This is a genomic window from Apibacter sp. HY039 (genome assembly GCF_004023655.1).
Lineage (GTDB): Bacteria > Bacteroidota > Bacteroidia > Flavobacteriales > Weeksellaceae > Apibacter > Apibacter raozihei.
This window is the reverse complement of record NZ_SAYM01000001.1, coordinates 406,733-419,175: the sequence shown is the minus strand read 5'-3', so window position 1 is coordinate 419,175 and position 12,443 is coordinate 406,733. Positions and strand designations below refer to the sequence as shown.

General features: G+C 32.2%; 14 protein-coding genes. 6 read left to right on the top strand and 8 right to left on the bottom strand.

The annotated features are described in order from the left end of the window. Positions 1 to 9: 9 nt before the first annotated feature. Both EQ921_RS01965 and EQ921_RS01960 read right to left on the bottom strand, forming a co-directional pair. Positions 10 to 609, bottom strand: a complete 600-nt coding sequence (locus tag EQ921_RS01965; RefSeq protein WP_128330363.1) for an aminotransferase class IV — start codon at positions 607 to 609, stop codon at positions 10 to 12. Beyond that, entirely contained in the window at positions 593 to 1,570 is a 978-nt protein-coding gene (locus tag EQ921_RS01960) for an aminodeoxychorismate synthase component I (RefSeq protein WP_128330362.1), read from the bottom strand. Before EQ921_RS01960 ends, EQ921_RS01965 begins: the two co-directional genes overlap by 17 nt. 45 nt (positions 1,571 to 1,615) lie before the next feature. On the opposite strand from EQ921_RS01960, the gene EQ921_RS01955 reads away from it, so the two are divergent. Next, on the top strand, positions 1,616 to 2,188 hold the full coding sequence (locus EQ921_RS01955) for an aminodeoxychorismate/anthranilate synthase component II (protein ID WP_128330361.1): 573 nt from the start codon (positions 1,616 to 1,618) through the stop codon (positions 2,186 to 2,188). Between the two features lie 44 nt (positions 2,189 to 2,232). On the opposite strand, the gene rny is transcribed toward EQ921_RS01955, so the two are convergent. From rny to EQ921_RS01925, 6 genes are all read right to left on the bottom strand, one after another. Then, the gene (gene rny, locus EQ921_RS01950) at positions 2,233 to 3,804 is read right to left on the bottom strand and encodes a ribonuclease Y (RefSeq protein WP_128150678.1); all 1,572 of its coding nucleotides are present in this window, start codon (positions 3,802 to 3,804) and stop codon (positions 2,233 to 2,235) included. Positions 3,805 to 4,081: 277 nt separating this feature from the next. Beyond that, positions 4,082 to 4,357: a cell division protein ZapA gene (locus tag EQ921_RS01945; protein ID WP_128330360.1), complete on the bottom strand. Its 276-nt coding sequence runs from the start codon at positions 4,355 to 4,357 to the stop codon at positions 4,082 to 4,084. 3 nt (positions 4,358 to 4,360) lie between these two features. Next, positions 4,361 to 4,654 (bottom strand): hypothetical protein, encoded by a 294-nt coding sequence (locus EQ921_RS01940; protein WP_128330359.1) that lies wholly within the window; start codon positions 4,652 to 4,654, stop codon positions 4,361 to 4,363. 81 nt (positions 4,655 to 4,735) lie between these two features. After that, entirely contained in the window at positions 4,736 to 5,521 is a 786-nt protein-coding gene (locus tag EQ921_RS01935) for a porin family protein (RefSeq protein ID WP_228427741.1), read from the bottom strand. Then, positions 5,522 to 6,244, bottom strand: a complete 723-nt coding sequence (gene ubiE / locus EQ921_RS01930) for a bifunctional demethylmenaquinone methyltransferase/2-methoxy-6-polyprenyl-1,4-benzoquinol methylase UbiE (RefSeq protein ID WP_128330358.1) — start codon at positions 6,242 to 6,244, stop codon at positions 5,522 to 5,524. Between the two features lie 42 nt (positions 6,245 to 6,286). Continuing rightward, positions 6,287 to 6,853 carry a hypothetical protein gene (locus EQ921_RS01925; protein WP_128330357.1) on the bottom strand — a complete coding sequence of 189 codons (567 nt, stop codon included), beginning with the start codon at positions 6,851 to 6,853 and terminating at the stop codon, positions 6,287 to 6,289. 107 nt (positions 6,854 to 6,960) lie between these two features. Here EQ921_RS01925 and EQ921_RS01920 point away from each other — a divergent pair, with 107 nt between their 5' ends. The 5 genes from EQ921_RS01920 to EQ921_RS01900 all read left to right on the top strand — a co-directional run bounded on the left by EQ921_RS01920 (position 6,961) and on the right by EQ921_RS01900 (position 12,399). Then, positions 6,961 to 8,043 (top strand): 3-oxoacyl-ACP synthase III family protein, encoded by a 1,083-nt coding sequence (locus EQ921_RS01920; protein ID WP_128330356.1) that lies wholly within the window; start codon positions 6,961 to 6,963, stop codon positions 8,041 to 8,043. Positions 8,044 to 8,056: 13 nt separating this feature from the next. After that, a complete protein-coding gene (locus EQ921_RS01915) occupies positions 8,057 to 9,301 on the top strand; it encodes a metallophosphoesterase (RefSeq protein ID WP_128330355.1) in 1,245 nt (414 codons plus the stop codon). Between the two features lie 56 nt (positions 9,302 to 9,357). After that, on the top strand, positions 9,358 to 10,218 hold the full coding sequence (locus EQ921_RS01910; RefSeq protein ID WP_128330354.1) for a YicC family protein: 861 nt from the start codon (positions 9,358 to 9,360) through the stop codon (positions 10,216 to 10,218). Positions 10,219 to 10,221: 3 nt separating this feature from the next. After that, positions 10,222 to 10,857: a guanylate kinase gene (gmk, locus tag EQ921_RS01905; RefSeq protein WP_128150662.1), complete on the top strand. Its 636-nt coding sequence runs from the start codon at positions 10,222 to 10,224 to the stop codon at positions 10,855 to 10,857. A 321-nt stretch (positions 10,858 to 11,178) separates the two neighbouring features. Further along, positions 11,179 to 12,399: a porin gene (locus EQ921_RS01900; protein ID WP_128330353.1), complete on the top strand. Its 1,221-nt coding sequence runs from the start codon at positions 11,179 to 11,181 to the stop codon at positions 12,397 to 12,399. The last annotated feature ends 44 nt before the right edge of the window (positions 12,400 to 12,443 follow it).

Here is a 12,443-nt window from a genome sequence, read left to right as displayed (position 1 = left end):
AAAAATAGATTACATATTTATAAAATCGCAACTTAAACTTTCCATTTCACAAAAAGGACGCAAAGCATTAATTGTTGTAAAAGCATCAAATGCATGAATATCTTTTACAGCTATATCTATCGGTTTAATTTTCCCATCATCTATCAGCTTAGCTCGCTGGGTACCCTTTAACAAAGGAATTCTAGGTGTAAACCAATCATCATTTTTCCTAAAAACTATATTTGCTATTGAGGTATCAGTTATCAAACCATTTTTTAAAATTAATATATCATCCGCATCAATATCTTTTTTCAGCAATTCGATGCAGGAACGATTTTTATATTTGTAATTATATTCTATAGTATTACAAATTACTAACTGTAGCGTTTTAATCTCCTTTTTTATATAAGGAATAAATTCATAACTCTCTATAACATCTGAATAAATAATTCTGCAACGATAAATTTTATTCTTATTTAATTCGTCAGGAACTGATATTTCATTCTCAATTTTTAAAATATCAGATAAGTTGAAGAAATCATATCGGCTTTTATTTAATCTAAAATTATGATAGTCAATATTCTCCAACTTATTATTTTTAACTAATATAGTTTCAATAAACCGGCACATATATTTTTTGTATTAATTCTTCGTATTCTTTTCGTGCATCACTCATAGAGGTTATTCCTCCCCCACTTTTATAATAATAATTATTATCGTTTTTTTCAATAAAACGAATCATAACCATACTATTCACCGTATTACCATCAAAAATTCCGGCTATCCCCGTATAGAAACCTCTGGAATGTGTTTCTGTCAGATTAATTATTTCAATAGTTCTTTCTTTAGGAGCTCCACTTATTGAGCCGGCTGGCAAAAGTTTATCAAAAATGTCTCCTATATGCATATTCCAGTTATTATTCAAGATTCCGCTTATTCGTGAGCTTACCTGCAAAATACTTCCACTGTGAGTTTCAACTTTTTCAATATATCGAAATTGCTCTACTGTAACATTTTTAGAAACTAAATTTAAATCATTTCTTATCAAGTCCACAATCGTATAATGCTCAGAGCTTTCTTTGGTGTCAGACAAAATTATACTTTCAGCATTAGGTATACTTCCATCTATTGTTCCTTTCATTGGATAAGAAAAAATTTTATTATCTATTATTTTCACAAAAGTTTCCGGAGAAAAACACACAAATTTATCATCAAGCCAAAGCCTGTATTTAGCTTTTGCGCAGTGGAAAATTTCCTTAAGGCTATATTTGCTTTTAATAGGCGTAGAAGTGGTTAAATTGAGCAAATATGTATTCCCAGAAGCAATTTCATGCTGTATTCTGTTAAATTGATTTAAATAAGTTGTATAATCAACTGGAAACACTTCCAGCTGAATTGATTTTTCAGATTTAATAGTCCTGCTTTCAGTATTCGAAATACCTTCAAAATCATACAAGAGCATGTCTGTATTAATTTCACTTAAAGGTATAACTACTGAAGTATCTTCTTGATAATCTATTATAAAGACAAAAGGAATTTTCTTTTGTCCAAGCAGGTTCATTTTTTCCTTAACAACATGTGATATTTTCATAGAATTTATAAATAACAAAAATAATATTTAATTTTGTGCCCCGACATGGTCAACATAGCTTTAATCGATAATCATGATTCTTTTACCGGCAATCTTTATCAATTATTTGATGAAAATAAAAGTTGCAGTATTAAAGTCATTCCTTACAGCCAGATAAATATAAATGAGTTAGAGGTTTTTGATAAATTAGTTTTTTCACCAGGTCCAGATATTCCAAAAAGATATCCGCTATTATCGGAAATTCTTAACCGATATTCAACAACTAAAAGTATTTTAGGCATTTGTCTCGGCCATCAGACTATTGTAGAACATTTCGGAGGAAGCCTTTATAATCTCCCCAAAGTAAAACACGGTGTAAAGGAAAAAGTATATATTGAAAATAACGAATTATTATTTGCTGATCTGCCTAACGCTATAGATGTGGGCTTGTATCATTCATGGGCTGCAAATCCAAAAAAATTACCTAAAGATTTTACTGTCATTGCGAAAAATAAAGAAGGAATAATTATGGGAATTTCTCATAATCTGTTTAATATTATAGGTCTTCAATTTCATCCTGAGTCTTATATGACTGATTTTGGGAAGGTAATTATTAATAACTGGTTACATTTAAAATGAAAAAGGACGGTAAACCGTCCTATATATATAATCTTATTTGAATATTATCTTGCTATGTTAACAGCTCTGGTCTCACGAATTACAGTTACTTTAACCTGACCGGGATAGGTTAATTCATTTTGAATTTTTTCACTAATTTCAAAAGATAACTGAGAGGCTCTCTGATCATCAATTTTTTCACTTTGAACCATCACCCGTAATTCTCTACCTGCCTGAATTGCAAAAGCTGTGTTAACACCATCAAAACTTAATGCTGCTGTTTCTAAATCTTTAAGACGTTGTATATAAGATTCGATTACCTGTCTTCTGGCTCCGGGTCTTGCACCACTTATAGCATCAGCTACTTGAACTATTGGAGCTATCAAGCTTTTCATTTCTACTTCATCATGGTGGGCACCAATTGCATTGGATACTGTTGGGTTTTCTCCGTACTTTTCTGCCCATTGCATACCTAATATAGCATGCGGAAGTTCAGATTCTTCTTCCGGAACTTTACCTATATCATGCAATAAACCAGCTCTCTTAGCTATTTTTGCGTTCAGCCCTAACTCAGAAGCTAAAATTCCTGCAATATTTGCAACTTCTCTGGAGTGCTGTAAAAGGTTCTGACCATAAGAGGAACGATATTTCATACGCCCTACAGTCTTAACTAACTCAGGATGCAATCCATGTATTCCTAAATCTATAATAGTTTTTTTACCTATATCTATAATCTCTTCCTCGATCTGTTGTTGCGTTTTTGCTACGATTTCTTCGATTCTTGCCGGGTGTATTCTTCCATCTGTTACTAAACGGTGAAGGGAAAGTCTGGCAACCTCTCTTCTTACCGGATCAAAGCAAGATAACAATATAGCCTCGGGAGTATCATCAACAATAATTTCAACACCGGTAACAGCCTCTAACGCACGAATATTACGTCCTTCACGACCAATGATACGTCCTTTAATTTCATCAGACTCAATATTAAAAACCGAAACTGAGTTTTCTATAGCCTGTTCTGTACCCACTCTTTGAATGGTTTGTACAATAATTTTCTTCGCTTCTGCTTTTGCATTTAACTGAGCTTCTTCTACTATAGCTTGTATTTGAGCTTGTGCACGGGTTCTGGCTTCCTGTTTTAAAGCCTCTACCAATTCTGCTTTAGCATCTTCCGCAGAGTAACCGGAAATTTTTTCCAACATCTCTACCTGCTGCACGTGCATTTGATTGAGTTCCTCTTGTTTTTTAGCTAGCGTCTCTGCTTTTATAGTATTATCTTGAACAGCCTGTTCAAGCTGTTTCTTTTGATTGTTGTTCTGATGCAGTTCTTCGTTTAGTTTAGTTTCTTTGTCTTTAATTCTTTTTTCAGCTTCAAGCATTTTTTTCTCTCGTTGATTAATCTGTTCTTCGTGTTGAACTTTTAATTCAAAGAATTTTTCTTTTGCCTGAATCATTTTTTCCTGTTTTACAGCTTCGGCTTTTAATTCCGCTTCTTTAACAATTACCTTGGCTCTTTCTTCTGCTTCTCTTATTTTATTTTCTCTGAATTTATTCAAAGAACTTTTTGATAGGAAAAAACCTATAATTGCACCTACAAACAAGGTTGCTATCAACTCTATTATTATCGTTGCATCCATAACTATATATTATTTATATAAAAAAACCTACATCAATTCTAATATACTGATTTGAGTAAACTCCATTAATCAGGATTTAAGCTATGCTTTTTCTTTGTAATCTGCTGTTGATATAAAATCAAATCATCCCTAAAGATGAGAGGCAGCCCGCCATTAAAAAAACAAATCACTCTGTCAGTCAATTTGCGTTGAGTTTACCAAATTGAGTTAGAATCAATGTAGGATATTTTGTTCTACATATATTTTATTTATAAGATCAAATAGAAATGTTTCCGTATTATTCTGTAACTAAGTTACTAATTTTTTTTATTCTAAGCAAAATTTCTTCCTGTTCCTTTGTTTTCTCTTTAAGTAGATTCTCTAATTCAGAAGCAAGCTGCAAAGCACTCATCGCTAAAGCATCCTGTTTTTCAGATATGCTGTAATTTTTTTCAAACCGAACCACATATTCTTCTAATCTTTTAGCTGCATTTCTTAACACTTCTTCTTCATCTTCCTGTACAACCAGCGGATAATTTCTTCCTGCTACCCGTATGTTTACCTTCTGCGACATTTTTTAAGTATTCTGTAATTCAGCAATGCATGAATCTATCTCTTTAATCATTCTATTCATCTGCAATTTCATCACTTTTTTGTATTCTCCGCTTCCTGAAACTGCATTAATAACCTTCAATCTTCTATTTTGCTCTTCTAATTCTTTATATTGTTTTTCTTTAAGAATAAATTTATCTTCACTTTTCGAAAGAGACACTTCCAGATATTCACACTTATCTTTCAACTCCCGATTTTCTTTAGAAAATTCGAGGATTGTAAACTCCAATCTTTTTAATTCTTGAATTATCTCTTCCATAGGTAATGAAAACATTTACCATTCTAACTCTGGCGCAAATATATAAAATTCTTTGAAAAAAATTGTAACTATTTTGTAGTTTTACTCAAACTTTACCGAAAAGACAAAGGCTCTGGAGTGTATGGATTTTAAAGCTCCGGCCCAGTAAGGTGGAGTTCCCGGGTTATCTGCCACCAATTCATTATTGAAGAAGAATATTCCTCTGACTGCAGGAGTCATTTTGAATCTTTTAAAGTAAATTTCAATTCCTGCTTCTAATTGGTATGAAAAGTTATGGGTTTTCATTCGGAAAATCTGATCGTAATTATCCTGCTCTTTCTTCTCATTGGACTGTAAATTAATCAACCAACTGATACCACCTTGTACATATGGGCGGGTATTTTTCCATCGATCACCATGAAAATTAAGAAATAAAGGAAAATCTAAATATGTAGATTTGACATTCCTGTAAATATCCTGCTCAGTATAGCTAGGTGTCATGCCATTAGCAACTTCCTGATCAATAAGTTTCTGAACATTATGAAAAATTAAATCTCTTTGCACGAAATGCATGGCTGGCTCCAATCGCAAATCTACATAATCATGAACTCTCATTCGCCCGATTAAACCTACAGTAAATCCTGCTTTAGTGTCAGCATTAACTAAAAATCGTCCAGATTGTTCAAGCCCTTCTTCACTCGGATGCAGTTTTAAATCAAAATAGTTAGCACCCAGATAATATCCCCAGGAAAACGGTTGCTCATCGAAATCCGTATATCTTTCCAAAACCTCTTTGGTACGGAACTGTGCATTTCCCGTAAAATACAGCATTAACAACGCAAAAGTGACAATCTTCTTCATAGTAGGTGAAACGTATTTTTTACTCATTTATTTTATTCCCTCATAAATAGTTGCAACGCCAAAAGTATACTTTTTAAACTTAGCTTCTTTAAAGCCGTTTTTCAAAATCAGACGGGTCATTTTCTCCCCGTAAGGCATAGTGTCGACTGAATTGGGAAGATAAGTATATGCTTTAGAATCACCAGAAATTAATTTACCAATTCCAGGTAGAATATTCTTAAAATAAAACATAAAAAACGGAGCAAAAAAACCTGAAGGTTTAGAAAATTCCAAAATCAGCAATTTACCGCCATCTCTAAGTACTCTGGACATTTCAGAGATTCCCTTTTCCAGATTTTCGAAATTACGCACTCCGAAAGAGGCTGTTACCATATCAAATTCACCTTCGTGAAACGGAAGGTTTTCTGCATCGCCTTTTATTAGCTTAATTCTATCTTTAAAGCCGCTTTTATTAACTTTAACCTGACCATAATCAAGCATTTTTTGAGATAAATCCAAACCTGTTACTTTTGCCTGGGTTTTCTTAGCATGCTCAATAGCTAAATCAGCCGTTCCGGTTGCAACATCAAGTATTCTTTCCGGCTTAAAAGCAATTACTTTCTTTTCAAGCTGATTTCTCCAATATATGTCTATTTTGAATGACAGCAATCTGTTTAAAAAGTCATAGTTTTCAGAAATATTATCGAACATTTCCTCCACTTGCTTCTTTTTACTATCGGTATCATTATAAGGCTTAACTATATTAGACATAGGAAACAATTTTTCTTTCAGTGAGTTGCAAAAATAGCAGTTTTATTTAAAACTTGTTTGATAAAAATCCAAAAATTGATTTTTCCTGAAAAGCTTAACTCTTGATTCTACAGAATCTACTTTGTTAATTACTTTAGGAAAATTTTGATTTACATTGTAATAAAAGTTTTCAATTACCAAATGATTATATCTTTTGATTTCTCCAACAAATTCATCTCCGTCAATAACCGTTTTGTGAATCTTGTATAAAGAATCAATATTTTTGATATGTCCGTAATACCGGCGAAAAGAGTAATACTCAGATAGTGTTGGATTAATAAGTCCCCTATCAGTCCTCTTCACATTAAAAAAAGTATCTTTTAAAATCAAACTTCCCTTATCCGTTGATGAGGATATCGTATTTCTTCCGTCTTTAACTGCTACTGCTAAAGTCTGCCCAGGAGCAAGAACATACTTATCTCCATTTAAAAAAACATCAATACTCTTTTCTGTAGGATTATCCAGTAAAAAAGAATCTTTCTTCTCGATAAATATTTTGTAAACAAAGAAAGAAATTATAGATAGTATGACAGCTATGAATAACCCCATCAATGATTTTTTATCGGACATAATTTATTTTTTAAACACAAAGGTAAGAATATAATAGATTAATTAGTATTTATTGCATAAATTTGTCCAATTCTTTAACTAGTAACATACATTCATAGTAAAAGCATATGTTGAAAAGTATTATAATAGGATCCGGTTCTTATCTACCAAAAAAGATTGTTCCGAACAGTAGTTTTGAAGGAATCACATTTTATGATGAAAACAGAGAGCCAATTACCAAGCCAACTCCAGAAATCATTCAGAAGTTTGCGGATATTACCGAAATAACGGAGCGGAGGTATGTTGACGATCCTAATGTGATGAATTCCGACTTAGCCGCAGAAGTCGGCAGACTCGCTGTAGAAGACGCAGGAATAGATAAGGAAGAGCTTGACTATATTATAGTCGCACATAATTTTGGTGATATTGATGCTAATGAAAGACAGGTCAGAATTATGCCTTCTATTTCAGCTCTTACTAAACACAAAATGGGTATTAAAAATTTGCAGTGCAGGCCGTATGATATGACATTTGGTTGCCCCGGATGGAATGAGGGCATGATTCTGGCGGATCAACTTCTTAAAGCCAGAATAGCTAAAAAAATATTGGTTATTGGTTCAGAAACATTATCCAGAACTGTCGATCCGTATGATCGTAATTGTATGATATTTTCCGATGGTGCTGCGGGTGTGGTACTCGAATCCAGAGAAATTAATGAAGAAATAGGTGTTTTAAATCACTATACACGAAGCGATAACGGGGATGAAGTTGGCTATTTGATAACTGACACTTCGCTGAATCCTGATTACATTGGCTCGAAAGCCAACATACGTATGAGGGGACGCAAAATTTACGAATATGCTTTAACCTACGTACCTCAGGTAATTAAAAAAGTAATAGATGAAGCTGGATATTCAATTACTGATATTAATAAAGTATTAATTCACCAGGCAAACGCTAAAATGGATCATGCTATGTTACAAAGGGTTTTCAAGCTTTACGGACTAGGTGTAAACTCGATTCCAGAAGGCATTGCTCCAATGACTATTCAAAAATTCGGAAATTCTTCTGTAGCAACTATACCAACCATGTATGATATGATGATAAAAGGGAATTTTCTGAATCAGAGTTTAAATTCTAAAGATTTGGTGATCTTTGCTTCTGTGGGAGCAGGCATGAATATTAATGCCATTCTGTACAGAATGCCTTAGAAAAAATTATTTTATGGCAAAAACCTTAATTGGAGTCTTATTTTTTGTATCTCTGATTATAGAATATTACTCTTATCAGGCAATAAAAACACTTACATCGAAAAAAATATTACGAAGGATATGGATTGCTTTTTCTATCAGCTCCTTTCTTATTATTTTTGTTTGGTCGATATATATAGATAGAAACAACAGAGCTCAGGTTCAATTTTTAATGGGATTTTTTGTACTTACTTATCTTCCCAAGCTTGTTTTATCGTCTGTTCTTATCATAGAGGATATTTACCGTTTTGTTTTTTATATCTTTAAAAAAACAACCAAGAGGGCTGAAAATCATAGAGAAAACTCCAGCTATTATCCTGATAGAAGAAAGGCAATAAGTACTTTAGGGCTTGGGCTGGCCAGCATTCCTTTTTTCGCAGTTATTGAAGGAATTGTATGGGGTAAATTTGATTTCAGAGTGCGGAAAATAACCTTGTCTTTTCCGGATTTACCTGACTCTTTTGACGGTTATAAAATAGCTCAGTTATCTGATATTCACATGGGCAGTTTTGACATAAAAGATTATAACAAAATTGAGAAAGGAATTCAGTTATTAAATGAACAAAAACCAGATATTTTCTTTTTTACCGGTGATTCTGTCAACAATTATGCTGATGAAATAAAACCTTGGCTGAATTTACTCAAAACTATTAAATCCAAAGATGGGAAATATTCAATTCTAGGAAACCATGACTATGGAATTTATGTTTTTGGTGCTGAAAATAAATCCGCTCAGGAGAAAAATATTGAAAAATTACATCAATATCATTCTGAAATTGGATGGGATTTATTAATGAATGAATCTGTAAAGCTTCATAAAGGAGATGATACCATTAACTTAATTGGTGTCAGAAATTGGGGAGCCGGAGGTCATTTCCCTAAAGACGGAGATCTTCAAAAGGCAACTGAACATATAAATGACGGAGAGTTTAACATCCTTCTCTCCCATGATCCTTCTCATTTTGATCAAAAGATTAAACAATTTCCTAAAAAAATGCATTTAACTTTATCGGGTCACACACACGGAATGCAATTCGGTGTAGAAATACCAGGTATTATAAAATGGTCTCCGGTTAAATATCAATATCCGAAATGGGCCGGCCTATATCGTGAAAATGATCGTTATCTCTACGTAAACAGAGGTTTTGGATTTATCGGATTTCCTGGAAGAGTGGGAATATGGCCAGAAATTACTTTAATAGAATTAAAAAAAGGTTAATTTTGCCTTTCACTACCTTAGAAATTATAATTTTCTGACATAAAAATAGAATTAATATGTTGCAATCAATGACCGGTTACGGTAAATCAGAAGTTAATACAGAATGTTTAAAAATATCTATCGAAATAAAAACATTAAATAGCAAATCTTTAGACTTATTTGTTAGGATTTCTCCCAGATATAGAAATAAAGAGCTTGAATTAAGAAAAATTATCGGCGATCAATTATTAAGAGGAAAAGTCGATTTTTCTATAGCTATTGAAAATCTTAGCGCTGATAATAATTCCAGAATAAATTTAAATACTGTACAGGGATACATTGCCAATCTGGAAGAACTAAATATAGAGGGTTCAAAACTGGATTTTCTGAAAATGGCAGTAAGAATGCCTGAAGTATTTACCAATCAGGAAGTAGAAATAAGCGATGCCGAATGGAAACTTGTCATTGATTGTCTTACCTCTACTCTTCAAAAAGTAAACGAGTTCAGGCAGGAAGAAGGAGGTTCTTTAGAAAAGGTACTTCAAGAATATGCGCACAATATTTTAAATTTACTTACTGAGATTGAAAAATATGAAACGGAAAGAATTGATGGTATCCGTAGCAAATTGCAAAAACAGCTTTTGGATTTACAAGTACAGTTTGATGAGCAAAGATTTCATCAGGAATTGATATATTATATTGAAAAACTGGACATTAATGAAGAGAAAGTACGATTGAAGCAACATTGTAAATATTTTTTCGAAGTTATGGATACCGATTTTCAGGCAGGAAAAAAATTAGGATTTATTTCTCAGGAAATGGGTAGGGAAATTAATACTATCGGCTCAAAAGCTAATCATCCTGAAATCCAGAAACTGGTAGTCCTGATGAAAGACGAACTTGAAAAAATTAAAGAACAAACTAATAACGTTTTATAAATCATGGCATTGGTATACCACAAACCGGGAAATGACACTTTACAGTTGAAAGAGCTATTACCGGGTAAACATATTGAAGGAAAACTTATAATCTTATCTGCACCTTCAGGAGCAGGTAAAACTACAATTGTACAATATTTATTATCGGTTATACCTGAACTATCATTTTCAATATCTTGTACTACAAGGCCTAAAAGAGAGAATGAAACAGATGGAAAGGATTATTACTTTCTGACTGAGACTGAATTTAGGGAAAAAATTGAAGGAAAAGAATTTATTGAATTTGAAGAAGTTTATAAAAATCGTTTTTACGGAACACTTCATACAGAAATCGATCGCTTATGGAATCAAGGAAAGCATGTAATATTTGATATAGATGTGCAAGGCGGCTTAAATTTGAAAAAACAGTTTGGTGATCGTGCGCTTGCTTTATTTATAGCTCCTCCTTCGTTAAAAGAACTAGAAGAAAGATTACGCAGTAGAAATACTGAAAATGAAGAAACTTTAAAAATGCGCATAGAAAAGGCTGATCAGGAACTTTCTTTCGCAAATAATTTTGATCATGTTATTGTTAATGATAATTTAGAAAAAGCAAAAAATAAAGCACATAAATTAATTACTTCATTTTTATCCGAATAATTATTTATATTATAAATACACAAAAACTGCCTATTCAAACGGCAGTTTTTCTTTTTTATAATAATTTTACATACATCCAGTATCGACATTTATATTAAAATTTATTTAGACTTCGTAATTACTTTATAAACTATATGTAATTTAAGTAAGGTATATTAAATTTATTTAGAATAATCATCTTATTAAATACGCATATTTATTAGTTTTATAATAATATTATTTTTAATCAATAATTTATTTAAAATAATATTATTTTAATGTTATAATAAATTTTTATTGATTTATTTAACTATTATAAACTAACTATTATAAAAAATTCATATGCAAAAAAATGCTGTAAAATCTATTCGTTGCTTTTTCCTTTTATTACTTCCACTTCTTAATTACCAAATGCTGAGCCAGACATTGGATGAAGAAAGAATCTCAAATCTTGAAAAACGAATAAGTGTTCTGGAAGATTCAATATCCGTAAATAGGAAGAAAGAGAAACAAAGCAATACTATCAAAACTGTGTTGAATAAGGTTTCAATCGGAGGTATGTTTCAGACTCGTTTTATTAGCAGCTTAAGTTCTGGAATAGCTCATAACAGTATACATTTTGGAGATCAGGACCATTCAAGCAATACGTTTGACATACGAAGAGCCCGCTTATCTGTTCAGGCAGAGATAACGCCCAAAATCAAAATTAATGTACTCACCAATTTTGCTGATTTTAAATCTGATACTAAAACCCGTGTATTGGAAAATGCTTATCTAGGATTTAAGTATAATAAATATTTAAATTTTCGTATAGGACAATTCCGTCCATTAGTAGGCCCTGAAAATATAATACCTGTTGATATAGTAAAATCATTGGACTTTTCAAATCAATATTATTCATTAGGTGCAAATGGCTGGGGAAGCTTCCAAGTCGGAATGGATGTTTCCGGAAGCGTAGATATTGGCAAAATACCCATGTCATATTCAGTTGCTATTGTCAATGGAAATGGAAAAAACAAACTGGATACTGACAATGGAAAGTTATTTATTGCCCGAGATGCTTTTAATCTCTATAAAAAATACAAATTAGAAATCGGCATAAACGGTAGCTGGGGACGAGTGATGAAGAAAGATGTCTATATGGGAGCTATTGATATCACCAGCACTATTCCTATTGCTTCTCAATGGTCTTTATTTCTTCAAGGTCAGGGTGGAAAAGCAATTAATCACAATGAATATTTAAAGGCTTCTAATGTATCTACTTATAAAATAAACGACTATATCATGCAAGGCTGGTTTATTTTACCTAATCTCAGATATGAGGCAAAAAGAAAATATTTACACTCTGTAGAGTTTTCTTGTAGAATTGAAGAATGGGAAGTAAATAAGTTAAACGATAATAAGAAAACTTCAGTAACACCTGCACTAAGTTTTGAGTTTATTGAGAATTATAAACTTCGTCTTGTCATCGCCATGCAAATGGATCGATACAAAAAAAATATCCCTTTAACATCCTTTTACAACAGCAATTTACTTACTATTCAGTTACAGGCAAGATTTTAAATATCGACAATTATTTAATGCATAAAATAGTTATGATTTTAAAA